General features: G+C 65.3%; 22 protein-coding genes. 13 read left to right on the top strand and 9 right to left on the bottom strand.

Going from position 1 to position 24,824, the window contains the following annotated elements; translation table 11 throughout:
- Positions 1 to 212 precede the first annotated feature (212 nt).
- Positions 213 to 1,124 carry a UDP-3-O-acyl-N-acetylglucosamine deacetylase gene (gene lpxC, locus ABC977_RS04820; protein ID WP_369666107.1) on the top strand — a complete coding sequence of 304 codons (912 nt, stop codon included), beginning with the start codon at positions 213 to 215 and terminating at the stop codon, positions 1,122 to 1,124.
- Here the strand turns inward: lpxC and ABC977_RS04825 are convergent.
- A complete protein-coding gene (locus ABC977_RS04825) occupies positions 1,097 to 1,618 on the bottom strand; it encodes a DciA family protein (RefSeq protein WP_369666108.1) in 522 nt (173 codons plus the stop codon). The two genes, lpxC and ABC977_RS04825, sit on opposite strands and share 28 nt — an antisense overlap.
- Before the next feature lie 328 nt (positions 1,619 to 1,946).
- On the opposite strand from ABC977_RS04825, the gene ABC977_RS04830 reads away from it, so the two are divergent.
- From ABC977_RS04830 to ABC977_RS04865, 8 genes are all read left to right on the top strand, one after another.
- Positions 1,947 to 2,882: a M23 family metallopeptidase gene (locus ABC977_RS04830; RefSeq protein WP_369666109.1), complete on the top strand. Its 936-nt coding sequence runs from the start codon at positions 1,947 to 1,949 to the stop codon at positions 2,880 to 2,882.
- A 223-nt stretch (positions 2,883 to 3,105) separates the two neighbouring features.
- Positions 3,106 to 5,946 (top strand): preprotein translocase subunit SecA, encoded by a 2,841-nt coding sequence (secA, locus tag ABC977_RS04835; RefSeq protein ID WP_369666110.1) that lies wholly within the window; start codon positions 3,106 to 3,108, stop codon positions 5,944 to 5,946.
- A gap of 43 nt (positions 5,947 to 5,989) precedes the next feature.
- Complete coding sequence (gene argJ, locus ABC977_RS04840; protein ID WP_369666111.1) at positions 5,990 to 7,201, top strand: bifunctional glutamate N-acetyltransferase/amino-acid acetyltransferase ArgJ; 1,212 nt, start codon at positions 5,990 to 5,992, stop codon at positions 7,199 to 7,201.
- Between the two features lie 28 nt (positions 7,202 to 7,229).
- Positions 7,230 to 8,177 carry a Nudix family hydrolase gene (locus tag ABC977_RS04845; RefSeq protein ID WP_369666112.1) on the top strand — a complete coding sequence of 316 codons (948 nt, stop codon included), beginning with the start codon at positions 7,230 to 7,232 and terminating at the stop codon, positions 8,175 to 8,177.
- A gap of 13 nt (positions 8,178 to 8,190) precedes the next feature.
- Positions 8,191 to 8,736 (top strand): hypothetical protein, encoded by a 546-nt coding sequence (locus ABC977_RS04850; RefSeq protein WP_369666113.1) that lies wholly within the window; start codon positions 8,191 to 8,193, stop codon positions 8,734 to 8,736.
- Positions 8,737 to 8,741: 5 nt separating this feature from the next.
- Positions 8,742 to 9,692, top strand: coding sequence for an ABC transporter ATP-binding protein (locus ABC977_RS04855; protein WP_369666114.1), 951 nt, complete (start codon positions 8,742 to 8,744; stop codon positions 9,690 to 9,692).
- Complete coding sequence (locus ABC977_RS04860) at positions 9,693 to 10,361, top strand: hypothetical protein (protein ID WP_369666115.1); 669 nt, start codon at positions 9,693 to 9,695, stop codon at positions 10,359 to 10,361.
- Positions 10,358 to 11,605 (top strand): DUF4857 domain-containing protein, encoded by a 1,248-nt coding sequence (locus ABC977_RS04865; RefSeq protein WP_369666116.1) that lies wholly within the window; start codon positions 10,358 to 10,360, stop codon positions 11,603 to 11,605. The genes ABC977_RS04860 and ABC977_RS04865 overlap by 4 nt, the downstream gene beginning before the upstream one ends.
- Before the next feature lie 64 nt (positions 11,606 to 11,669).
- Here the strand turns inward: ABC977_RS04865 and ABC977_RS04870 are convergent, their stop codons facing one another.
- Both ABC977_RS04870 and ABC977_RS04875 read right to left on the bottom strand, forming a co-directional pair.
- On the bottom strand, positions 11,670 to 12,605 hold the full coding sequence (locus tag ABC977_RS04870; RefSeq protein WP_369666117.1) for a GGDEF domain-containing protein: 936 nt from the start codon (positions 12,603 to 12,605) through the stop codon (positions 11,670 to 11,672).
- Positions 12,602 to 13,150 (bottom strand): V4R domain-containing protein, encoded by a 549-nt coding sequence (locus ABC977_RS04875; RefSeq protein ID WP_369666118.1) that lies wholly within the window; start codon positions 13,148 to 13,150, stop codon positions 12,602 to 12,604. The genes ABC977_RS04870 and ABC977_RS04875 overlap by 4 nt, the downstream gene beginning before the upstream one ends.
- Positions 13,151 to 13,285: 135 nt before the next feature.
- On the opposite strand from ABC977_RS04875, the gene ABC977_RS04880 reads away from it, so the two are divergent.
- Together ABC977_RS04880 and ABC977_RS04885 are read left to right on the top strand one after the other, a co-directional pair.
- A complete protein-coding gene (locus tag ABC977_RS04880; protein ID WP_369666119.1) occupies positions 13,286 to 14,353 on the top strand; it encodes a lipase family alpha/beta hydrolase in 1,068 nt (355 codons plus the stop codon).
- A gap of 385 nt (positions 14,354 to 14,738) precedes the next feature.
- A complete protein-coding gene (locus ABC977_RS04885; protein ID WP_369666120.1) occupies positions 14,739 to 17,354 on the top strand; it encodes a mechanosensitive ion channel domain-containing protein in 2,616 nt (871 codons plus the stop codon).
- A 190-nt stretch (positions 17,355 to 17,544) separates the two neighbouring features.
- On the opposite strand, the gene phoR is transcribed toward ABC977_RS04885, so the two are convergent.
- Positions 17,545 to 18,873: a phosphate regulon sensor histidine kinase PhoR gene (gene phoR, locus ABC977_RS04890; protein WP_369666121.1), complete on the bottom strand. Its 1,329-nt coding sequence runs from the start codon at positions 18,871 to 18,873 to the stop codon at positions 17,545 to 17,547.
- Between the two features lie 74 nt (positions 18,874 to 18,947).
- Entirely contained in the window at positions 18,948 to 19,631 is a 684-nt protein-coding gene (phoB, locus tag ABC977_RS04895; RefSeq protein WP_369666122.1) for a phosphate regulon transcriptional regulator PhoB, read from the bottom strand.
- A 295-nt stretch (positions 19,632 to 19,926) separates the two neighbouring features.
- On the opposite strand from phoB, the gene ABC977_RS04900 reads away from it, so the two are divergent.
- Together ABC977_RS04900 and ABC977_RS04905 are read left to right on the top strand one after the other, a co-directional pair.
- Positions 19,927 to 20,730 (top strand): MBL fold metallo-hydrolase, encoded by an 804-nt coding sequence (locus tag ABC977_RS04900; RefSeq protein ID WP_369666123.1) that lies wholly within the window; start codon positions 19,927 to 19,929, stop codon positions 20,728 to 20,730.
- Positions 20,731 to 20,776: 46 nt separating this feature from the next.
- On the top strand, positions 20,777 to 21,319 hold the full coding sequence (locus ABC977_RS04905) for an NUDIX hydrolase (RefSeq protein ID WP_369666124.1): 543 nt from the start codon (positions 20,777 to 20,779) through the stop codon (positions 21,317 to 21,319).
- A gap of 47 nt (positions 21,320 to 21,366) precedes the next feature.
- Here ABC977_RS04905 and ABC977_RS04910 read toward each other — a convergent pair whose 3' ends face one another.
- The 4 genes from ABC977_RS04910 to ABC977_RS04925 are packed head-to-tail and all read right to left on the bottom strand — an operon-like array spanning position 21,367 to position 24,686.
- Positions 21,367 to 21,894 carry a phosphatase PAP2 family protein gene (locus ABC977_RS04910; protein ID WP_369666125.1) on the bottom strand — a complete coding sequence of 176 codons (528 nt, stop codon included), beginning with the start codon at positions 21,892 to 21,894 and terminating at the stop codon, positions 21,367 to 21,369.
- A complete protein-coding gene (locus tag ABC977_RS04915; protein ID WP_369666126.1) occupies positions 21,866 to 23,077 on the bottom strand; it encodes a glycosyltransferase family 4 protein in 1,212 nt (403 codons plus the stop codon). Before ABC977_RS04915 ends, ABC977_RS04910 begins: the two co-directional genes overlap by 29 nt.
- Entirely contained in the window at positions 23,074 to 23,922 is an 849-nt protein-coding gene (locus tag ABC977_RS04920; RefSeq protein ID WP_369666127.1) for a lysophospholipid acyltransferase family protein, read from the bottom strand. The genes ABC977_RS04915 and ABC977_RS04920 overlap by 4 nt, the downstream gene beginning before the upstream one ends.
- Positions 23,919 to 24,686, bottom strand: coding sequence for a GNAT family N-acetyltransferase (locus ABC977_RS04925; protein ID WP_369666128.1), 768 nt, complete (start codon positions 24,684 to 24,686; stop codon positions 23,919 to 23,921). The genes ABC977_RS04920 and ABC977_RS04925 overlap by 4 nt, the downstream gene beginning before the upstream one ends.
- Between the last annotated feature and the right edge of the window lie 138 nt (positions 24,687 to 24,824).

Below are 24,824 nucleotides of genomic sequence, written 5' to 3' on the forward strand. Positions count from 1 at the left end.
CTGCGAGGTTTTTCAGCCGATTTGCTTGCAATCGCTCTTCGTTCCTGATAAAAATGCGGGAAAACCCTAATGCGCGGCGACCTTCGCCGTTCGCAACCGGGGAGACGACCAAGCCGACCCGGGCAGAGCAGCCGTTTCTAGGGCTGCTCTGCCTCGCGTGGGGCTTGGTGAACAGTGTCGGTATACCGCGGTAGCGACGGGAGAGGAGCGCGATGATCAGGCAACGAACGCTGAAAAATGTGATTCGGGCAACCGGGGTTGGGTTGCACACCGGGGGCAAGGTCGACCTGACGTTGCGGCCGGCGCCTCCGGATACGGGTATCCTCTTTCGGCGTGTGGATCTGAACCCGCCGGCCTTGATCGCGGCCTGCCCGAAGAATGTCTGCGATACCCGTCTGTCAACGACGCTTGGCTGTGGCGCGGCCCGCATCTCGACTGTTGAACACATCCTGTCGGCGTTGGCCGGATTGGGCATCGATAATGCCTGCATCGATGTCAATGCGCCGGAGGTTCCGATCATGGATGGCAGTGCCGGACCCTTCGTATTCCTGGTCCAATCGGCTGGAATCGAGGAGCAGAACCGGCCGAAGCGCTTCGTCCGGATCAGGCGGCCGGTGCGCATCGAGGACGGCGATAAATATGCGGCCTTCGAGCCGCTGGACGGCTTTCGCGTCGATCTGTCGATCGACTTCGATCACCCGGTCTTCGCGTCGCGTGGGCAAAGCGCCTGTTTCGATTTTACGACCACCTCTTTCATCAAAGAGGTGAGCCGAGCCCGCACCTTCGGCTTCTTGCGCGACATCGAGGCGCTGCGGCAACAGAACCTGGCTCTCGGTGGGAGCCTGGACAATGCGGTGGTCGTCGATGATTACCGGATCCTGAACGAAGATGGCCTGCGCTATCATAACGAGTTCGTTCGTCACAAGGTCCTCGATGCGATCGGCGACCTGTACTTGCTCGGCCGTCCATTGATCGGGGCGTTCCGTGGTCACAAGTCGGGCCACGCACTGAACAACCAGCTTTTGCGATCCCTGCTCGCGGACCGTTCGGCCTGGGAGGAGGTCGTGTTCGACGAAGCGGCACGGGTGCCTGCGGCTTACCGGCCGCCTGTCCCGGTCGGCTGACTTCCCTCCGGCGACCTCGGTTCGTTTTCCAGCACTCGGTCCGCTGTCGGCGGAGGCTGAATCTCGGCCGAAGCGGCGAGACGGTGGAAGGCCGCCGCCAGACCGGGGTCGGTCATGCTTTGCGCCGCTGCGATGAGGTGGCCAGCTGCGTGCGAGGATAGCCGTCGGCGGCGAGGCTCTCGATGTGTCTCGCGCTCATTGTCCGCTTGCGGCCGCACGCGCACCTGGCAAGACTGGATATCGGGTTTCAAGGTGCCGACCGCGCGCACGATCTCGGGCGCCAGGAAACGCAAGGGCGTCGCCCAGACTGCCGAGTTCGTGTACAAGACGACCTTGTCGGGCTTGATCACGACACGTTGGCAATGCGCCCGGAGTGGTTGCGGCAGGACCTTCAGGACCTTTGTCAGGACCGCCTGATCGCGACGGGAAGCGTCCATTCCGGCCTCGATCGCGGCGTTGCTTTGCAGGAAGCCGAACACCTGACGCATCGTCATTTTGGCTCCATTCTTCAGGCTCTCGGTCCTGGGTTCGATCTGTCCGGGCGCTGTCTGGCTAGGTTGCATTCGTGCCGGCAGGGGGCGCGCCGCCGGGCCGTGAGCCCGTCCCCGTTGGCCCGTCGACGAACGCCCGCTGGCCATGTTCACGCCAGCCCAGTTTGGTGCTGGATGAGTCCGAATGATACCCTGAATAGACATTGAGGGTCGCTTATCACGCTGGAGCCCGGGGTTTCGGGGCAGCGTGGGGCTGTCTGCGTCGCGGTCGCGGTTGCGTCTCGTCGATGCAGAGCGGGTGGCCTCGGGCAACGGCAAGGGTACAGTGAAGATGCATTTGGTCAACGGGATGCGAGGGCAAGCCGCTGCTGCGTTCCTCGCGCTGCTGATCGTGTCCACCGTGTTCGGTGGTGTCGGGTACTGGCTCGGTCGAGCGGGGGGCGGCGTTGGCGGGTCGTTGGATGACGTGGCTGGTTTGGCCACCGCGCAGGTCAGGGCCCATCTGATGGAACAAGTGCTCGCGGCGGAACGCCGCGAGCTGCAATCCCACATCGACGCCATCGCAGGACGGGTCGGCGAGATGCAGGCAGACATCCTGCGGCTCAATGCCCTGGGTCAGCGTTTGGTCCAGATGGCCGGGTTGGCCCCGGACGAATTCGATTTCGTCAATCCTCCGTCGCTCGGCGGGATCGACCAGCCGGCGTCGGGAAAGACCAGGATTCAGGATTTGACGCGGTCTCTGCTCGAGATCGAGGACATGCTCGAGGATCGTCAGCGCAAGTTGGGGCTGCTCGAAGAATCGATCATGGAGCAGGATTTGATCGACTACGCATTGCCGGCCGGTTGGCCGGTGCGGAGCGGTTATATCTCGTCCTTGTACGGGTATCGCCATCATCCGATCCATCGCAAGCGGAGCTTTCACAGCGGCGTCGATTTTGCCAGCAAAGCCGGCGAGCCCGTCGTCGCGGTGGCCGATGGCGTCGTGGTCTTCGCTGGGACCCGTGGTGGCTACGGGCGGGTCGTCGATATTCGACATCTGGACGGCCTGGTCACGCGTTACGCGCACAACTCGCGAAACCTGGTCGAGGTCGGTCAACTCGTCGCGCGTGGCGACGTGATCGCCAAGGTCGGATCGTCCGGCGTCGCGACAGGGCCTCATGTCCACTTCGAAGTGCTCCGCGAGGGGCAGGCGATCGACCCGATGGAGTACCTCGAGCGATCGCCGCCGGCCGCGGTGGCGGCGATCGATCCCGATTCCCCCGGTTGATGTCGCAAGAGCCCGGGTATGGCGCGATTCGTGTTCATGGCAGGGATGCCCGCTTCGGCCTGAGCCTGTCGCCAGCGGAGCCTCGACGCACTTCCCCGCGATGATCCGGTCCCCGCGATGATCCGGGGATCGCCAGGGGCGATACGAGACTGCGGTGGGCACCGTTTTCGGTTATCCTCGCGCGAGTTTTTCCCAATCCAACGCATCAACGACGTATCGACGGATGGTCAAGACCCTTTTTCACAAAGTCTTCGGGAGTCGCAACGAGCGACTTGTCAAACGGCTGCTGAAGACGGTGGCCGGCATCAACGAGTTCGAACCGCAGCTCGAGCGGCTCTCCGATCAGGCCTTGCGGGCCAAGACCGAAGAGTTTCGGGCTCGTTTGGCCAAGGGCGCGGCGCTCGCCGAACTCCTGCCCGAGGCCTTCGCGGTCGTCCGCGAGGCGAGCCGACGTACGCTTGGCTTGCGCCACTTCGATGTGCAGATGGTCGGCGGCATGGTGCTCGACAGCGGCAAGATCGCCGAGATGCGCACCGGTGAGGGCAAGACCCTGGTCGCGACGCTCGCCGCCTATCTGAACGCCCTGCCTGGCAAAGGCGTCCATGTGGTGACGGTCAACGACTATCTGGCGCGGCGCGATGCGGTCTGGATGGGGCGCATCTATGATTTTCTGGGCCTCACGGTCGGCGTCATCAATAGTTCGAACCGTCAGAGTCCCGATGCCGGCTCGTATCTGTTCGACGCCGGGCACGAGCCGGACAACTCGGATGGCGAGGGCCATCGTCATCTGCGCCCGGTCAAGCGCCGCGAAGCCTACCAGGCCGATATCACCTACGGCACGAACAATGAATTCGGTTTCGACTACCTGCGCGACAACATGGCCTTCGCGGTCGAGGAGCGGGTACAGCGGGAGCCGAATTTCGCGATCATCGACGAGGTCGACTCGATCCTGATCGACGAGGCGCGCACGCCCTTGATCATCTCGGGACCGTCCGAAGGCAGTGTCGAACTCTATCAGCAAATCGATCAGATCATCCCGCACCTGAGCCGTCAGGCACCGATCACGAACGACGAAGGCAAGCCGGATTTCGGTCCGGGTGACTACTCGATCGACGAGAAGGCGCGCCAGGCCTACCTGAGCGAAGATGGCCATCAAAAGGTCGAGGAGAAGCTGACCGAGCTCGGACTCTTGGGCGAGGGCGAGAGCCTGTACGACCCGGCGAACATCGTGCTGATGCACCATGTCTACGCGGCGCTGCGGGCGCACGCGCTGTTTCAGAAGAACGTCGATTACATCGTCCGCGATGGCCAAATCATCATCGTCGACGAGTTCACCGGCCGCACGATGCCCGGCCGGCGCTGGTCGGAAGGCCTGCATCAGGCCGTCGAGGCCAAAGAACGGGTCGCGGTCCAGCCCGAATACCAGACGATGGCCTCGATCACCTTCCAGAACCTGTTTCGGCTCTACCCGAAACTCGCAGGCATGACCGGCACCGCGGACACCGAGGCCTTCGAATTCCAGCAGATCTACGGCCTCGAGGTGGTCGTGATCCCGACCAACGTGCCGATGATCCGCGACGATCGCGGCGACCTGATCTATCTGACGCAAAAGGAAAAGTACCAGGCAATCGTCGCCGATGCCAAAGACTGCGTCGCGCGCGGTCAGCCGGTGCTGATCGGCACCGCGTCGATCGAGGCCTCGGAACTGGTCGACAAGCTTCTCGATGAGGCACAGATCCCGCATCAGGTTCTGAACGCGAAGCAGCATGAGCGCGAGGCCGGGATCATCGCCCAGGCTGGTCGCCCCGGTGCCGTGACCATCGCGACCAACATGGCCGGTCGCGGGACCGATATCGTCCTCGGTGGTAGTCTCGACGCCGAACTCGATGATGCGGGCCCAGACGCCGACCACGACCGGATCCGCGCCGATTGGCAGCAGCGTCACCAGCAGGTGGTGGCCGCCGGCGGCTTGCATGTGATCGGCACCGAACGCCACGAGTCGCGCCGCATCGATAACCAGTTGCGCGGCCGTTCCGGACGTCAGGGTGATCCGGGCTCGAGCCGTTTCTATCTGTCGCTCGAGGACAATCTGATGCGGATCTTCGCATCGGAGAAGGTCTCGTCGTTGATGCAGAAGCTCGGCATGGCCGAGGGCGAATCGATCGAGCACCCGTGGGTCACCAAGGCGATCGAAAACGCCCAGCGCAAGGTCGAGGGACGCAACTTCGATCTGCGCAAGCAATTGCTCGAATACGACGATGTCGCCAACGACCAGCGCAAGGTCATCTATCAGCGGCGGCGCGAATTGATGGACGAGGGCGATGTCTCCGGGACCATCACCGCGATGCGCGAGGATGTGCTGAACCGTCTGATCGATCGCTACATCCCGCCGAACAGCCTCGACGAGCAATGGGACATCCCCGGTCTGACCGAGGCGCTGACCGAGACCTTCGGCGGCGACTGGCCGATTCAGCCGTGGCTCGACGACGAGGACGACCTGTACGAGGATACGCTTCGTCAGCGTATCGCCGACCGGTTGGCGGAGCAGTACAAGGAAAAGGAGCAGACCATCGGTGCGCAACGGATGCGTCAGGTCGAGAAAGGGGTCATGCTGCAAACGCTGGACACCCATTGGAAGGACCACCTGGCGGCGATGGATTACCTGCGTCAGGGGATTCACCTGCGGGGCTACGCGGCCAAGAACCCGAAGCAGGAATACAAGCGCGAGGCCTTCGCGATGTTCTCGGCGTTGCTCGAGACGATCAAGCAAGAGGTCACGACGACGCTGCTCAGGCTCCAGATTCAGGCACCGGAACAGATCGGGCAGCTGACCACGTCACCGACGCCGCCACAGAAGTTCCAGTTCACGCACGAGGAATTCCGCGGTCTCGAGCCCGAAGGCGGTGAACCACCGCCGGCCGCCCCGGCTAAGTCGGGTGCGTCGCCCGCGGGGGAACCAGCGGCGCAGCCGTTCATCCGCGAAGGACGCAAGGTCGGCCGCAACGAGCCCTGCCCTTGTGGCTCCGGCAAGAAGTACAAGCAATGCCACGGCAAGGTGGACTGACCCGCGTCGCCGCCCGACCCCCGACTGCGCTGGTAAAGCGTCGATGAGCGATTCGGCCCTCATGTTCGATCCGGTCCCTGGACTGCGGTTGGCGACGGCTGCGGCCGGCATCCGCTATACCCACCGCGACGATCTGGCGTTGTTCGAGTTCGTCGACGGGACCCAGTGTGCCGCGGTCTTCACGCGCAATGCCTTTCGCGCGGCGCCGGTGATGGTTGCCGAGCGTCACCTCGCGGCCCGTGCGCCGCGCTTTCTGCTGATCAATGCCGGTAACGCGAATGCCGGGACCGGTACCCGCGGTCTGGCCGATGCCGAGGCGGCCTGTGCCGCCTTGGCCGAGCTCGCCGGTGAGGATCCGCGCGCCGTCTTGCCGTTTTCGACCGGTGTCATCGGCGAGCCGCTGCCGGTCGCGCGGATCAGGGCAGCGCTGCCCGGGCTCCTGGCCGGACTCGACGAGCGGGCCTGGCCCGCCGCGGCACGGGCGATTCTGACAACCGACACCCGGGCGAAATTGGTCTCGCGTCGCTTCCAGGTCGCCGGACGGACCGCGGCGCTGACCGGGATCGCGAAGGGCTCCGGGATGATCCGCCCGGACATGGCGACGATGCTCGCCTTCCTCGCCACCGACGCGGCCGTGGAGCCGTCGCTGCTCCGGCGCTGTCTGGCCGAGGCCGTCGATCGGTCCTTCAATGCGATCACCGTCGATGGCGACACCTCGACCAATGATGCCTGCGTGCTGGCGGCGACCGGGCGGTTGGGCGGTCCGGCGATTGCCGACCCGGGAAGCGCCGACTACCGTGCGTTGGCCGATGCCGTGACCGAGGTCTGCGAAGCGTTGGCCGAGGCGATCATCCGCGATGGCGAAGGGGCGACCAAGCTGGTGACCCTGGTCATCGAGGAGGCGGCCGACCAGGACGAGGCGCGTCGCGTCGCCGATGCGATCGCCCACTCGCCGCTGGTCAAGACCGCGTTGTTCGCATCGGATCCGAACTGGGGTCGCATCCTCGCCGCGGTCGGCCGCGCCGGTCTGTCGGGGCTCGCGATCGCGGCGGTGCGCATCTGGCTCGGCGAGGTTCTGATCGTCACCGATGGCGGGCGGGCACCGGATTACACGGAGGAGGCTGGCCGGGCTGTGATGGCTGCTCCAGAGATCCTGATCCGGGTCGCATTGGGACGCGGTAGGGTCACCACGCGGGTGCTGACCTGCGATCTGTCCTACGATTACGTGCGCATCAACGCCGAATACCGTTCCTGACGGTGGTCCGGCGCCTGCGCTCGAGGCCATGTCCAAACCGGTGATCGAGGTCGTGGCCGGGGCCATCCGTGATGATCAGGGCCGGGTCCTGATCGCGCGCCGTCCCGACCACGCTCACCAGGGCGGGCTCTGGGAATTCCCGGGGGGCAAGCTCGAGCCCGGGGAGTCGCCGCTCACGGGCCTGCGCCGGGAGCTCGACGAGGAACTGGGGATCCAGGTCTTGGCGTCCCGGCCGCTGATCTGCATCCATCATGATTACGGCGATCGCGTCGTGCGCCTCGACGTCCATCGGGTCGAGCGCTACGCCGGTCGGCCGGTCGGCCGCGAGGGCCAGCCGCTGGCGTGGCAGCACCCCGATGACCTGGGCGCGCGTCGGTTCCCGGCCGCCGACCGCCCGGTGCTGACCGCGCTGCGTCTCCCAGATCGGCTGTTGATCACGGGTCCGGACCCGCTGGATCCGGTCGCCTTCGTCGCGCGGCTCGAGCGCGCCCTGGCGGGCGGGATCCGGTTGGTCCAATTGCGTGCGCCGGGTCTCGACGCGCGTGCCTACGCGGATCTCGCCGACGTTGCCTATCGCCGCTGCCGCGATCATGGCGCCACCTTGGTGCTGAACGCGCCGCCAGATCTCGCCGGGTCGCTGCCGGGCGATGGTCTGCACCTCTCGGCGCATTGGCTGCGGAAGGTGACCTCGCGTCCCGCGGCGCATCCTTGGGTCGGTGCCTCCTGTCACGGGCCGGACGAGCTCGCGCGAGCCGAGGCCCTGGACCTCGACTATGTGCTGCTCTCGCCGGTCAAACCGACCGCGACCCACCCGGGCGCGACGCCGCTCGGCTGGTCGGCCTTCGCGGCCTTGATCAAGCCTGTCAATCGCCCTGTCTATGCACTGGGTGGCCTCGGGCCAAACGACCTGGCGGCGGCCTGGCAGGCCGGCGCCCAGGGGATCGCCGCGATCCGCGGCCTGTGGTCGTTCGACTGATCCGAGCCGCGCGGTGCACTGGCGCGAATCCGCCAGCTTCTCGGGCAGACGCCCGAACACCTCGCCGACCTTCGGCCATTCCGCACACAGACCGCTTGGCCTCCGGGGCCGCGCGCGACGCCCCGAAAGGGCGGTCCTGCCGCTTCCTCCGGCGGTTCACCCGGACCCTGTTGGCCTGGCAGATGGAAATGTTTATTATCTGCGTTATCCTGATGATTCGAGTTTTGTGCGACCACTCTGGGATCTCGTCATGAAACCTCTTTCGGCCGTATTGGGCTCGCTTCTGCTCATCAGCGCCACCGCTCTCGCGCATACCCCGATCGTGGCCTGTTACGATCGGGGCGACGGCACGGTGCTGTGCGAAGGTGGGTTTTCCGATGGTTCCTCCGCCGCCGGTGTCCGGATGCTGGTCAGGGACAAAGGAGGTCGCGTGTTGATGGAGGCGTCGCTGAACGAACACAGCGAGTTCGTATTCGACCGGCCGCGCGGTCTGTTCAGCGTCCAGTTCGATGCCGGCGAGCGGCATCGCGTCGAGATCAGCGGCGACGACATCAACTGAAGCGTATGACGAGCGCCGAGACCGGCGACGCTGGATCCGAGCCGCGTGTCTCGGCCGCCGTCGCGCCCGCCGCGGTTGCTGTCGAGGGTTTGACGCACCGGTATGGCCCCCGGATCATCCACGAGGATCTCTCTTTCACGGTCGGGACCGGCCGCATCCTCGGACTTCTGGGCAAGAACGGGGTCGGCAAGACCACGCTGATCAAGATCCTGATGGGTTTTCTTGCCCCGAACGCCGGCCGGTGCCGCGTGCTCGGCGAGCCGTCGCACCGACTGAGCCCGGCGACGAAGCGGCGAATCGGTCTCGTCTTCGAAGGGCACCTCGCCTATGACTTCCTCTCCATCGCCGAGACCGAGCGTTTCTTTGCCGCCTGGTATCCCCGGTGGCGGCGGGATCTGTTCTACGATCTGGTCGATCGGCTCGACCTGCCACGCACCCATCGCGTCGGCCACCTGTCGGAGGGGCAGCGCAGCCAGGTCGTATTGGCCACGGTGATGGCACAGGATCCCGATTTGCTGATCCTCGACGACTACACGATGGGCCTCGACGCCGGTTATCGCCGCCTGTTTCTCGACTTCCTGGTCCACTTCGCTCGGGCCGACGGCAAGACCCTGTTGGTGACGAGTCATGTCGTGCAAGACATGGAGCGACTCGTTGATGATGTGCTCATCCTGCGCCGCGGTTCTCCGCCGCTCCAGACGACGCTCGATGACTTCCTGGGGCGTTTCCGGCGCTACCGCTTGCCCGCCGAGGCCGTGCCCGCCGCGCTGCCCCCATCGTGCGAGACGCTACACGCCCTGCAGCCTGAGGTCGACGGGTCCCTATCGGTTTTTGCCTTCGCCGAACCAGCAGCGGTTTCTGCGGCATTGGCTGGGCACGGCCTGAATGCCGGGATGCTGATCGAGACCCCGATGACGCTCGAGGACGCCTTCGTCGGCTATACGGGGACCTACTGAATGCGCGCGCTCCTGTTCAAGGAATGGATCAAGCTGCGGCCGTGGCTTGCGCTGCTCGTCGTCGGCCATCTGACCTTCGCCGTCTGGTTCTTTCTCTCGATGCGCCAGGAGTTTCGGGTCGAGCATGCGGAGATCATCTTCCATCAGGCGAGCCGGATCGGGCGCCTCTTTTACGACGATCTGCGCTATGTGCCGCTCGTGACCGGGGCGCTGCTCGGCGTCGCGCAGTTCCTGCCCGAAGTGAGCCGCGGACGGCTGCGGCTCGCGATGCATCTGCCCGTCCCGCTCGGCGCGCTGATGGCCGGCCATCTCGCGCTCGGGCTCGCGGCGCTGCTCGTGCTGTTGGCCTTCGATCTCGGTGCTCTGGCGGTCACGGTCGGGGTGTTCTTTCCCGCGCCCTTCGTCGCGAGCGCCGTGGCCACCGCGCTGCCCTGGATGCTGGCCGGCGTCGCCGCCTATCTCGGCGCGGCGCTGGTCCTGTTGGAGCCGGTTCGTTGGCGACAGGCACTGAATCTCGTCGTCGTCGGTGGGGTGATCTGGCTTTGCCATCTCTCGAATGCCTATGGCGCCTACGATCTGGCGCTGCCGGGCCTGGTTCTGCTGACGGTGCTGATCGCCCCAGCGGCCTTGTTGGCCGCTGCGCGCTTCCGCGACGGAGCCGTCTCGTGACCCGGGCGCTCGGCTGGCTGGCCATGGTCTTGCTGCTGACGGTGCTGTCGGCGATCGTGCTGCCGAGACTCTATGAGATGGCCTTCGCCCGCGACATCGCGCCGACCTATCTCTTCTTCAGTCCGGTTGCGAAGACCTTCATCTTCCGCGAGCACCGCGGCGACCACGACTTCAGCTATGCAAGCGCCGACGGCGAGACGTATGACCGGCGCGGCTTCGAGCAGTTGTTGCCCTTCATGTACCACCGGAACATGGAGCTTTGGGGCCTGCTGCCCGTCGAGATCGATGGTCAGCTCTTCGACCGCGATGCGATGCGCGACTCGCTCCAGGTGTTCGAGCTGAAGGCGCGCGAGATCACCGACCGCCGTCCCGATATCCCCGTCTACGCGCTGCTCGACGCCGCCCCTGGGCGGGCCGGCCTGAGCTTTCCCGAGGACGTGTTCCGCATGACCCGATCGCGGATCGAGTTCATCGACGTCGACGTCAACCGGCTCGACGAGCCGTTGACGGAGCGCTTCACGAGGGCCTTGCGCGAGGCGGGGTTCGTGTTTCCGGCGCGGCTCGTCGCTGGCCGGCAGACCATCCTCAAGCCCTTCGACGCCGGCGTATTCTTGGTGGACGCCGACGGGTCGGTCTTTCACCTGCGCCGCGAGGGCGACGCGCCGCGGGTGACCCGCACGCCGATCCCGCGCAACCTCGGCATCCGCCACATCAAGATCGTCGAGAACGCGCGGCCTGACCTCCTCGGACTGATCCTTGCCGACTCGGGCCGCCTGTTTCTGCTCACGATGCCGGACTATCAGCTCGTGGCGCTGCCGACCCAGGGCTATGATCCGGACCGGATGGACTATCGTCTCGTCGTGAATCCAGTCAACCCGACGGCGACCTTCGGCCACGCCATCGTGCATGGTGTGGCGATGACGCCCGATTTCGAACCGATCGCAGACTATGCGCGCGCCGCGCCAGACGCAACGACCACGCGCCAAGCTCGGATCGCCGGGGCCTTGTTCCCCTTCGTCCTCGCGCTCGACGACGAAGCCGGCCCCTATCTGCGTTGGCGGATCCTCTGGAACGGCTGGCCGGCGTTGATCGGCATCGCGTTGTCGCTCGCGGCCTTCGCACTCGTCAGCCGCCTGCGCGGTGCGTCACTGCGCGATGCGCTGCCGGGTGTGGTCATCGTCGCCGTGACGGGCGTGTTCGGCCTGATCGCGGTGTTGGCCAGCCCCTGGCTCCGGTCGCGGTGACAAGGCCGCTTTCCGATCGCCGGGGAACCCGCTGGGCCACGCGACGATAGGCCCTCCGCTCGAATCAGTGCCGGCCTTCGGTCGGTTGGCCGGGTGTCCCGGCGCTTGGCCGAGGCTCGGTATGGGACGGCCGGTCGCGCCCTTTGCGGTTGCACTTGTCCTGGTACATCGCCTGATCGGCTTGCCGGAGCGCCGCCTCGAGGCTTGCCGGACCCTCTGCGGTGGCGGCGCCGATCGACAGGGACACGGCCAGCATCGGATTGCGCCGGTTGTGGGCGACGAGCGTCGCACGCAAGCGCTGGACGATGGTCTCGGCTTCGCTCTGCCCAATACCATAGAGCAGGACCGCGAACTCGTCACCGCCGAGCCGGACTACCGCGTCCTCGGTCCGCACACCATGCTCGATCAGCCGGGCGGCCCTTTGGATCAGCAGGTCTCCCGTTTGGTGTCCTCGGGTGTCGTTTACCCGCTTCAGGTCGTCGAGGTCGGTGACCAGGATGGTGATCGGGAACTCATCCGATGTCGCGAGCCGCTCCATCTCCTGATTGAAGAAAAGGCGGTTGTACAGCCCCGTCAGTGCGTCGTGCAGGCTCAGGTGGCGGATCTGGTCATCAGCCGCGCGCTTGTCGCGCAGTCCCTGGATCATCTGATTGAAGGCGATCGAGAACTCGCCGAGAAAATCGACGCACTGATCGAGATCCCCGGCGGCGACCTGTTGGGTCTGCCAGGTCAGATGGCGCAGGCTGGCCTGCAGATGTTTCAGCGGATCGAGCAGGTGCTGCCGGGCCGGTGCCTCGTAGCTCAGATCGCCGTGCGCCAGCGTCACGGCAAACTGACGGAAGACCGCGAGCTGTTCGAGCAGGCGATCGAAGGCCTCGGCGAAGCCCTGCAATTCCGCGGACAGCCCGCTTGGGCTGATCGGATCCACGCCGCGCGCGTGTAACAGCCGGTCGATCCGAGCCGTTGCCGCGGCCAGGTACTGCCGGTCGGCGTCGTTCACTTGGCGGCCGGATGCGGATGCGGATCCGGAGCGACTTCGAAGCGGCAGGTGCGATCGCCGGTGGCCCAGCAGTCGACCTCCCTGGCGGAGAAGGACCTGCCGGTGAAGGCGTGAAACAGCCCGGCGATGAAGCCCTCGTCGTAATCGCAGACCGTCGTGCCGGTCACGGGCAGGCCAGAGCAGTCCAGATCCTCGGAAACGGTCAGCGTGAAGACCAGCCTGTCCAGATCGGCCTGTTCGACGCGCAGCACGCCGATGCCGAGGTCCTTGAGCTTGGCCTGCAATTGGGCGATAAAGGGATTGAGGGGCTGATCCCGATCGAGGACATTCAGGCAGAACTCCCTGCCCGCGATCCAGCCGGCCTCGCGTAACAGATCACCGGCCCGCTCAGCGCCGAAGTGCTGCGCCAATGTCTCGCGCATCGTGTACTGGGCCAGACGGTAAACGGCCACGGGGAGCTGCTGGCCCAGATTCGGACGCCCGAGCTCGATGTCGCCGAGGTCATGCCAATGGAAGCGATAGTTCTCACCGAAATGAGGGATCATGGCACCTTGTCTCACAGGCTTCGCATCCCGGTGGGACCGGTTCTCGATCGGGGCCGAGGCGTCCGGGGGCCAATCTGGCCCGTTCCGGTCTCACTGAGGATCGATGGGACGTCAACACGGAACGATCACGGTCGAATGATAACAAGAACCCTGGATAGGCGCTTGCGGCGGAGCGGCGGATCAGCCGTCTTCCCGATCCTGCTTGCGTTGGTGCTGATGATGGCTGCTTGGATCTGGTGGGCGGAGGGGCACCCGCACGCAGAAAGACGTCTCCGGGTCTTGGTGCAAGATCAGCTCGAGCATTGGTTTCCCGAGACGATGGCGCCGCTCGACGGCTGGCATGGACTCGTGCTCCGCGTTCCGGGTGTCGCCGAAGGCGACAGCGCCGCTCGGCCGAGGGTCCTGCTGGTGCATGGCCTCGATGAGCCCGGCGGCATTTGGGACGATCTCGTCTTCGTACTCGGCGCGGCCGACTTCGAGGTCTGGGAGCTGCGTTACCCCAATGACCAGGGGATCGACCGAAGCACCGACCTTCTCGCTGAGCTCTGGTCCGGCATGCCGGCGGACCGCCCGGTCGTTCTGGTCGGGCACAGTATGGGCGGGCTGGTCGTCCGCGACTTCGTGACGCGATGGCGACATCCGGTGGATGCCGCGGCCAAGGTCGAGGGCGCCAGCGTGCGAGCTGTCATCCTGGTCGGCACACCCAACCAGGGCTCCGAATGGGCTCGACTGCGCGTCTGGCTCGAGCTTCGCGATCACTTTGCGGCCGATTCGGAACGCCGTTTCTCGCTCTTCGCCGGGCTGCGCGATGGGACCGGCGCGGCCAAGGTCGATCTGCGTCCGGGCAGCGATTTCCTGCGGGATCTCAACGCGCGACCGTGGCCTGACTCGGTCCCGATCCGGCTTATCGGTGGTCTGTTGACCGAGCCTCCCGAAGCGATGACGGCGAGCCTTGAGGCGATCTCCACAGACATCGAAGCGGCCAAATTGACCGAAGCGCTCCACGACTGGTGGTCAAGCCTCGGCGAGGGCCTCGGGGATGGCGTTGTCCCTCTCGCCTCGCTCGAGATCCCCGGTGCCCCCAAACCGTTACTGGTCCGCGCGTCGCATCGCGGGATGCTCGCAAGACTTCGGCCTGGTGACCCGGAGCCGGTCGCGATCCCTCATATCGTCGCGACCCTGGAGAAGTGGGCCGACCCCTGATCTGGCCGCCCGCTTGGCTTTTGTTTCTCGGATGGATTCCGGTCCAATCCGGCTGTTCGGGCCGACACCCTGGCGAATCATCAGCCTGCCGCATCCACTCCGACCCAGGTCGAGAACGGGTCCCGTTCGGCTTGACTCGGACGCACCTGCCGCCGCGAGTGGTTGGTCTCGCATCAACCCCGCGGCGAGCCGGCCGAGCAGGAAGCGCTTCAGGGTTGCGATGCGCCCGGCACGAAATCAGTGGGACCCGTCTGAACGAGTTTTCGCCGTCGAAGGGGTTGGCCGTCGCGGGCGGACCGCGGTAGGGTAAAAAAACACGTAGGGCGTCTGTCTGGTCCACCGCCGATGCGATCGGCGCCAGCCAGCGAGCGCATGTCCCGCTCGGATGAACGGTATCTCGCTGCGGGCGCTCGCGCTTTCCCGCCTTCCTGACCATGCCGAGCGATTGGGTGAACCATTGAAGATCCTGATTCCGACCCTCCCTGTCCTGATCGGTGCCCTGTGGTTCGGGCAGGTGCCCCTCTCCAGCGCACAGTCGACACCCGATGCGGGGTCGCCGATGGACGCGCAGGTGACTGAGGCCGCGCAGCGGGTCGCCTTCGATCCGGCGGGGGTCGGCCTGCCCGGCTTCCTGGATCCGCGTTCGAGCGGCGACGATTTCAACCGCGCACTCGCGCTGATCGACGAGCGATTGGCCGAGCTCGAGACACCTCTGTCCGACTTGGATCAGGGTGAGTCGGAAAACTTCGACGACCCACGGATCGCGCGGCTCGAGGAACTGCATGCGGCCGTCCAGCGCGGATCGGTCGTGGCCGCGCGGATCCGCGCATTCGACGAATCCGTCGCGCTGTCCATAGCGGAGATTGCGAATGGTGCGCTGGTGGATGTCGACCCTCCTTTCAATCTGGCCCTGTTGGATCGATTGCACGCCGAGAAGCATCTGGCCGAGGTTGCCCACGAGGATAAGTCGCGGCTGCGTCGCCAAGCCGAGCGCCGCCTGGAGGCCATCGAGCCCGCTTATCTCGATGCGGACCGTGAACGACGACAGGCGCGCGACCGGCTGGCCCAGAGCGAGGAGCCGGGCGAGCGGGTCACCCTTGCTCGAGCGCTGGAACAGGCCCAGCTCGCGGTGCTGGTTGCGTTCGAGGCGCGTCAGACCGCGCAATATGGCGTCAGCTTGGCACAACGCGAAGAGTCCTTGGCGGCGGCCGTGGTGGCGCAGCTCGCGGCGACAATCGCACGGGTCGCGCCGGATGTCGTCTTTACCCGCGAGGAACTCGACGAACGCCTCGCCGAGGTGCAGGCGCGCGAGCAGGCGCTCCGAGCCCGCATTCAAGCCCTGATCGAGGCCGGGGACGCCGCTGAGCTGGCCTGGTTCGAGACCCGCCAGCGGTGGGAGTCGGCGACCGACGAGGCAATGCGCCTGCGCCTCGAGGCCGAGACCCGCGCGCGCGAGGCCGAGTTGACGGCCGCGCGCCAGGGTGTCGAGTACCTGCATCAGACGGTCGGGCTCGCCGGATCGGTGAGCCAGTTGCTCGAGCGCCGCCACGCTCTCTTTGTCGGTGCCGAGACGGAACAATGGTCGGTGTGGCTGCGCGAGGTCCAGGACCTGGTTGCACAGATCGATAGGGAGCAGTCCTTTGCGCAGACCGAACTCGACGCGCTGCGCATGACCCAACTCGGCCTCGAACGGCGATTGACGCTTCCGGATCTGGGCGAGGAGCTCCTCGCGGCGACCACGGCGCAGATTCGCGCGCTCGAGCAGCAGGAGCGCGACGCGCGCGAACGGCTGGCGGCATTGGACCAGACGCTGGCGCTGGCCGAGCCTGTTCGCAACCAGCTCCAGATCTCGGTGCGTGAGCGCTCGCTCGCGCAGCACTTTGCCGAGGCGCGCACTCAACTCGATGAACTGTGGGACCGAGAAGTGTTCGTTTTCCAGGATCACGGCATCGATACCCGGGATCTGGTCATGGGCCTTGTGGCCTTCGCGTTGGTGTTGATGCTCGTGTCATCGTTGCGCTTTGCGCTGCGGCGCGTGCTGTTGCCGAAGTTGACCAATGGGGCCGACCCGGAGCGGCGCACCTACCGCGCGGGCGTTCTGGCTCTGATCCGCAACACGCATCCAGTGTTCGTGCTGATCGTGGCCTTCTACGCCGCGATGAAGGTCTCCGGCCTGGTCCAGGGCCAGGTCCAGGTGTGGCTGTGGACGCTGCTGGTGATCGCCTTCTATCTCCAGCTCGGGATCTGGGCGACGGCGGCGCTGGTCGACTTCGTGCAGCGCCAACGCAGCCGCAAGGAGCGACTCGACCCGTCGGCCGTCACCGGCTACGGCTTGCTGCTCTTCTTCCTGCGCGTCGGCGTCTGGATCGTCGTCGCGGTCTCGGTGCTCGCGCATTTCAAGTATCCGATCGCGGGCCTGATCGGGGCGCTCGGTGTGGGCGGTATCGCGGTGGCCTTCGCGGTGCAGAACATCCTGTCGGACATCTTCCATTCGATGGCGATCATCCTCGATAAGCCGTTCAAGGTCGGCGACTTCGTCGTTGCCGGCGAGATCGCCGGCGTCATCGACAACATCGGTGTCAAGACGACCCGTATCCGCAGTCTGTCGGGCGAGATGGTGGTCATGTCCAACACCCAGTTGCTGGGCAGCACGATCCGCAATTTCAAACCCATGCGCGAGCGTCGGGTGGTGTTCAAACTCGGCGTGATCTACCAGACGTCGGCCGAGCAGCTCGAACGCCTGCCAAAGATGATCGAGGAGATCGTCCGCGCGCAACGGCTGACCCGCTTCGATCGCGCCCATTTCATGGCCTATGGGGATTTTGCGCTCGAGTTCGAGGTCGTCTATTACGTGATCGGGGCCGACTATGGCCTGTACATGGATATCCAGCAGGCCATCAACCTGGCCCTGTACCGGCGCTTCCAGCAGGAGGGCATCCAGTTCGCCTATCCCACCCAGGAGGTCATCGTGCGTCGCTCGCCCGTGCCCGTACCGGGGTGATGGGTCGCTGTCCCGCTTCGACGCCGACTGCATCGAGCGGGCTGACCAATTTCTGGTCGATCTGATCGGATGGCCTGATCCGCCCAGGGGTTGGCCTTTCGGTACAGGCGTTATCCACAGAAGTAATCACAGCGATTGGGGAGAAGTTTCGGCGCGGTAGGGGCCGGTGAATCAGCGGGTAGCGGTCCGCTCATTCGGCCCGCAGGGGTGTGGCGGGCGCCTGGTACAAGGCCCGCTCGGCTGGAAAGCGACAGGTGAAGGTGCTGCCCTGGCCGATCTCGCTAGCGATCAGGAGTCGGGCCTGGTGTCGGTTCAGCACATGTTTGACGATTGCAAGGCCGAGCCCCGTGCCGCCGGAGAGGCGAGAGCGCGCCTTGTCGACGCGGTAGAAACGCTCGGTCAGTCGTGGCAGGTGCTCCGGTTCGATGCCGTCGCCATCGTCGGAGACCGCGAAATAGGGACCCTCGGCGTCGACGCGCCAAACGATTCCGATGTGGCTTCCGGGCGGTGTATGTTTGATCGCATTGAATACCAGATTCGAGAAGGCGCTGCGTAATTCGATCTGGTGGCCGGCGATCAGGAGGTCCCGGTCGATATCCAGGGTGAATCGGTGGCGGCCTTCGCTCAGGGCCCGCGCCTCGTGCAACAGATGATCGAGTTCGGTCCCGACGTCGACCGGCTGCACGGCATCGGTCTGGTCCTCCATCTCCAGCCTCGACAGCGTTAGCAGGTCTTCGATGATCGAGCGCATCCGCTCGGATTGATTGCGCATCAGGTGCAAGGGCCGCCGATGGTTCTCCGGCGTTTGCGGCGAGTCGGCGAGGTTTTCGAGGAATCCGGCAATGACGGTCAACGGGGTCCGCAGCTCATGCGAGGCATTGGCGACGAAATCCCGCCGGATCATGTTCAGGTGGTAGATCTTCGTGATGTCGCGCGCAACGAGCAGGCGTTGCCGCTTGCGTTCGCCGAATGGGGTGATGCGCAGCGACAGCATGATCGCGCGGTTGTGTTTCGGCGCCATCTCCAATGGCTGCATGTACTCGCCGGCGTCGATGATGGCGCCGAGCTCCGGGCGATCCAGGACCTCGGTCAGTGCCCGTCCCTCATCACGCGGCCAGTGTACATCCATCAGCGGGGCGGCGGCCGGGTTGGCCCACTCGATACGCCGATGCTTGTCGAGGATCACCAGCGCATCCGGTACCGAGTTGGCGGCCTCGCGAAAACGCCGCCCGAACCGCACCTGGCGCTTTCGCCGTTTGCGCCGCCGTTGCTGGTACTGGGCAATCGTGCGGTAGATCTCGCCCCAGAGGCCGAGCGGAAACGGCGGGGCCAAGCGATGGTGCCGCTTGGTCAGAATGGCGAGGCGACCCACGTGATACAGATGCCAGCCGAGATACGGCAGCAGTATCACGGGCCAGACCCATAGCCAGTCGACGCCGATCAGGGCGAGCGCCAGGCCGGCGAATAGGCTGCCGCCAAACAGCGCGATCTCGAACTCGAGCGGTTCGATCAGGCCCATCACGGCGCGACGAGGCTGGGCGGCGCGCCGCTGGCGGCCGGATGAGGTTGGTCGAGGGGCCTGATCCTGATCGCTCATTTCTCGGAGAAGCGGTAGCCGACGCCGCGAACGGTCTGCAGTAATCGGTCATGGCCGGATGCCTCGAGGGCCTTGCGCAGGCGCCGGACGTGGACGTCGACGGTGCGTTCTTCGACATAGACCTGGTCGCCCCAGACCTGGTCGAGCAGTTGGGACCGACTGAAGGCACGATCGGCATGCGTCATGAAGAAGTGCAGGAGCCGATACTCGGTCGGTGCGATCTCGATCGGTTGGCCATTGGCGCTGACCCGGTGGCTGACATGATCGATCTTAAGCCCAGCGATCTCGACGTCGTCCTCGATATTGTCGGTTCGGGCGCGGCGCAGCACGGCGTTGATTCGGGCAACGAGTTCGCGCGGTGAGAAGGGCTTGGTCACGTAGTCGTCGGCCCCCGTGTCGAGCCCGCGAACCCGGTCCTCTTCCTCGCCGCGGGCACTGACCATGATCACCGGCAGATTGCGGGTCTTCGGATTCTGTTTGAGTTGCTGGGCCAGTTCGAGGCCCGAACGGCCGGGCAACATCCAGTCGAGCAGCAGCAGGTCGGCGCTGCCGGTTTTCAGGCGTTTGCGCGCCTCGTCGGCGTGGGCCGCCTCGATGACCTCGAAACCCGCCTCCTCCAGCGTGAAGCGAATCACCTCGCGAATGTCGGGTTCGTCGTCGACGATCAATATCCTGGTCATGGTGGGGCCACGGTGTTTCTATCGATGGATGGATGCCTTGCGCCGGGATTTTATTGCCAGCGGGTTACGATCCGGTTAAGGCGCACCGCAAGGCGGTCAAAGTACGGCAATCGGTTCCTGTTACTCTTGCTCTCGCGCACCGGTGACGAGTGGCCCTTGGAGGTCGAGGGACGGGTCCCGACGCCGGTTGGAAGGTCGCCGTGCGTTGCGTCCTGGCAGGCGAAAAAACCACGCAAGACTCCACCTAGGGTGGTCACTGAAGCCTCTTTGTGCATTTGGGTTGAGCAGGAGCCTGATGGCGATGTCTACTTTCGGTTTGCGGTTTCTCGGCGTTGGCAATGCGCAGGCGCCGGATCTCGGTTCGTCGTCGGCGGTCCTGGAGGTCGATGGTCGGCCCAGCTTGCTGGTCGATTGCGGTCCGGACACCATCGATACCTTCCTCGGGATCTACGCCGGCTTGCCATCCGCACTGTTCATCACGCACGCGCACATGGATCATATCGGCGGACTCGAGGGGCTTTTCTATCGAGTGGCCACCGCGGCGGCGGCGCTGAGGCCGCCCAAGGTCTATTGCCCGGTGCCTTTGCTCCAGGTGATGCAGAGTCGGTTGGCCGATTATCCGAATATCTTGGCCGAAGGCGGCAGCAATTTTTGGGATGCGTTTCAGCTGATCCCTGTGTCCGACCGGTTCTGGCACGAAAGTCTGCTCTTTAGCGTATTCCCGGTTCGTCATCACGAGTACCTGTCGGCATTCGGGTTAGCGTTGGCAGGGCGTTTTCTCTATACCGGCGACACGCGACCCATCCCGGAGGTGCTGAGCCGCTACGCGGCCCGGGGCGAACTCATCTTTCACGATTGCGCCAGTCGCGCGAATCCATCTCACACCGGTGTCGAAGATATCGCCCGCGAGTACCAGCCGGAGCAATGGCAACGCATGGTCCTCTATCATTACGAATCACCGGAGGCCGGTCAGGCGATCGAGGAGCGGGGTTACCGGATTGCGCGCCGTGGTGAACGTTACGACCTGCTCTGCCCGAGCCAATCGGCGCATCACATACCGGGGCTCTCGCTGTCGGAGATCCTCGATCCGGTCCCGTGACGGGGATATCATGAGCAGGTCGACTCGAAGGGGTTTGGAGGGGCGGATGGATCAGGCTGAAACCGAAAACCGGCGTTCGGTCTTTCGTGGCCGCGTCGTCGACGTCGGTGTCGAGACGGTCAGGCTGCCCAACGGCCAGTCGGTCTCGCTCGAGATCATTCGCCACCCCGGCGGTGCCGCCGTGGTCGCGCTCGATGGCGAACAGCGGGTCTGCCTATTGCGCCAGTATCGGCATGCCGCTGGCGGGTGGTTGTGGGAATTGCCGGCGGGGCAGATCGATCCAGGCGAACGACCGCGGGCAACAGCGCAGCGGGAATTGGCGGAGGAAGCGGGCCTGGTCGCCCGGGACTGGACCGAGCTCGGCCCGGTGCATAGCTCGCCCGGTGTCTTCACCGAGATCATCCACCTGTATCTGGCACGGGATCTGCGCGAGCTGCCGGTCGCGCATGGCGCTGATGAGGTGATCGAGGTTCATTGGTATCCGTTTGCCGAGGTGCTCGAATGGTGCGTCACGAGCGTGATCACCGACGCGAAGACCGCGATCGGCCTCATGCGCGCCGCGGCCAGGGTCGGGATCGGGTATCGTTGATCGGAGACACACATCCGAACGCCAGCGAGCGGCCCCGGTCATGTGAGTCAGAACAATGTGATGCTGGCGTAGCCGAGCGTGAAGCCGACGATCGTAGCCACGAGCACGTCGCTCGGGTAGTGCAAACCCAACACGATACGCGAGCTGGCCACCAGCAGTGTAAAGGGAACCAGCAGCAGGGCGAGATCCGGGTAGTAGTGCAACGCCACGGTCGTGAAGGCGACTGCGTGGAGCGTGTGACCCGATGGAAAGCTGTAACGATCCAACGGCGGGACGCCTGGCACGATCCCGGTGGCGTAATGGCACGGGCGCTCGCGCCGCGTGCTGCCTTTCAGCGATTTGTACAGGAGCAAGGCGACCAGGCCCGTTGCCAGCATGTGCAAGCCGGCGGTCAGACCATCACGGCCGCCGACGACGACCAGGATCGCGATCAAACTGTACCAGAAGACACCGTCGCCGAGACGGCTGATTATCGCGAAGGGTCGATGGACCCAGCGCCGTTGCATCGAACGGCTCCAAGCCGCCCGACACAGGGGTATCTCGATCTCATTGAGTTGTTGCAGCCACAGTCTCACGAGGGTTCTCCAATCCGCGCCGTTCGCGGATGACGTGCAGAAGCAGTTTCTCGATCCCGCGGATGACGCGATCCCAATCGAGGGTTTCGGCTGTGGCGCGGGCTTGTTGGCCGATCTTGCGCAGGCGGGTCGGATCGGCCGTCAGCGCGAGTGCCTCGGTGACGAAGGCCTGCGCGTCGCCGGTCGGCACCGTTACCCCGTTGCACCAAGGTTGGATATACCGATGGGCGGCGGCGTAGTCGAAAGCGACGACGGCCAAACCGCTGGCCATGGCCTCCGGAACCACGTTGCCGAAGGTCTCGGTGAGGCTCGGAAAGACGAACAGGTCGCCGCTGGCGTAATGTTCGGCCAGCTCCTCGCCGGTCTTTGGCCCGGTAAAGCAGAAATCGGGGAAGTCGCGTTGCAGCCGTTCCAGTTCCGGGCCGTCGCCGACCAGCACGAACCGCGTGCGCGGTGCGCGGGCCGCGATCGCGCGAAAACAGGTCAGGGCCAGGTCGAGGTTCTTCTCGGCGGCGAGACGACCGACATAGAGGGCAACGAGGCTGTCCTCGTGGCAACCCCAAGCGGCCCGCAATGGCCGGCGCCGGCGCGTCGGCGAGAAGAGGTGGGTGTCGACGCCGCGACCGAACAGATGCACGTTGGTGAAACCCTCTTGGGCGAGTTGCTCTCGAAGCTCCACCGTCGGGACCAGGGTCGCATCCGACCGGTTGTGGAAGTGCTTCAGCGTTTGGCCGATCTGTTGGGTCAGGAGTCCGAGCCCGTAGTGCCGGCTGTACTGACCGAACTGGGTGTGAAAACCGGTTACGGCCGGGATATCGAGCGCAATCGCGGCCTTCAGCGCCGCGTGTCCCAAGGGGCCCTGCGTCGCGATATAGACAGCGTCCGGTCGCGGCTGGTTCCAGATCCTGCGCAACCGCCAATAGACAGGTAAGCCGATGCGCAGTCCGCGATAACCGGGCAGTGGCACGCCTGGCACCAAGGTTTCGGTCGCGATCTCTCGTAGGCCGGAGGACGCCGTCCGATCCGGTCGTTGTCGGGGGCGGACCAGATGGACCAAGTGGCCGCGACGACCCAAGCCGACCACCAGGTGCCGCATCGTATTGGCGACACCGTTGATCTCGGGTGGATAGGTTTCGGTGACCACCGCGACGCGCAATGCCGACGATTGGCCGGATTCGTTCATTCGAGCACTGCCTTCTGGTGCGATATCGGACCGAGCGGGGGCGGGACAGCGGTAGGCCCGGAGGGTTGCGCGGGGCGTCTTGGGCGCGGCTTGACGGCGGCGTCGAGGCCCAGTGCCCAAGCGATGGCGGTGCGCGCTCGCTCGGCAACCTGTCGCCGGTCCACCTGGTCGGTTTCGATGGGTGGCAGAAAATGCACCGTAACCGAGAGCCCGGTGTGGCGCAGGACGCGCCCCAGGTGGGCGGCCAGCGACTCGTCGCCGATGAAGGGCGCGATCGGATCCGGGGCCGCCGGGGGGCCGTAGCGCAGCGCGACGGGCTGGACCAAGGTGCCCGATTCCTGGCCGATCGCGAATAGACGCGGATGGAAGCGCAGCAGTTCGGTGCCATCGCTGGTGGTCCCTTCCGGAAAGACGACGACCGGCCGGCCGGCCTGAATCTGCTCTTGGATCTGGGTCGTGATCCGTGCGGTCTCGTTCCCGCCGCGGGCGATGAACAGGGTCCCGGCGACCGCGGCCATCCAGCCGATGACCGGCCACTGCCGGACCTCGGCCTTCGATAAGAACCCGATCTCGCCCTGGGCGCCGAGGACCGGGACATCGAGCCATGAGATATGGTTGGCGACCAGCAGGGCGTTCGGTACCGGTTTCCCGGTGACATGGATGTCCAGATCGAGGGCCCGGCAGACGCGCTGGTGCCACCAACGGACGACGCGTGGTGTCCAGCGCGGGGGGCGGCCGACTCGATCCGCGAGGCGGATGGCGACGATCGCGACCAGGCCGCCGGCCATGGCCAGCAGCGCCCGCATGGCCCGCAGCAGTGTCCGATGCCCTGGGCTGCGCTTCACCGGCCACCCGTCCGTGCAAGAAAATGTCGTGAATAGGTCGGGTGCAATTCGTCGATGTTCAGCAGCATGAGCACGTCGGCGACGCCGAAGTCTGGATCGCGGCAGGGCTCGCCGCATGCCTTGGCGCCAAGCCGCGTGTAGGCGCGCAACAGCGTCGGCAGCGGCGCATCCAGCACCTCGTCGACGACCGTTGGCGTCATCAATGGAACGCGCGGCGTCACGCGTAGATGCGACGATGTCATCGCCTGACGCCGTAACCGATTCATGATGGCCGCCGCCTGAATGTCGCCGTCGCCAAGCGGCATGCTCGCGCACCCGAACAGGTAGTCGAAGCGATGCAGATTGATGTATCCCGCCAAGCCCGACCAGAGCACGGCGATCGCCGGGCCGTGGCGAAACTCCGGCGAGATGCAGGTCCGTCCGATCTCGAGCAATCGACCCGGTAGCGACGGGATCGGCCCCAGATCGAACTCGCTCTCCGAGTAATAGCGCCCGAGGCGCTGCGCGTTTTGGTCGGTCAGGATCCGTGTGCAGCCGACGACGCGCCCCGACCGGGCATCGCGGACCAACAGATGCTGGCAGAAAGGATCGAACTCGTCACGATCGAGGGCCTCGCCGTGGTCACGGAGCTTGGCCCCCAACTCTTCGCCGAACACCCGGTAGCGCAGGGCTTGGGCCTCGCGCACCTCGTCGTCGGTCGCCGCCAGTTCGACGAACAGGCGTTCGCCGCGCTTGACGGATAGCGCCGTTGCGAACCCGGCCATATCTCACCCTCGGTCAAGGCACATGTCGATGACCGATACTAACCGGACGGGGTTGCGGTTTGATGTTGGGTTGGTGACGACCCGATGACGGTGCTCGCCGGAGCGACGACGAAGGCGGGTCTCTACCGCGGGTGTTCC

Source organism: Thioalkalicoccus limnaeus (genome assembly GCF_041197575.1).
GTDB classification, from domain to species: Bacteria; Pseudomonadota; Gammaproteobacteria; order Chromatiales; family Chromatiaceae; genus Thioalkalicoccus; species Thioalkalicoccus limnaeus.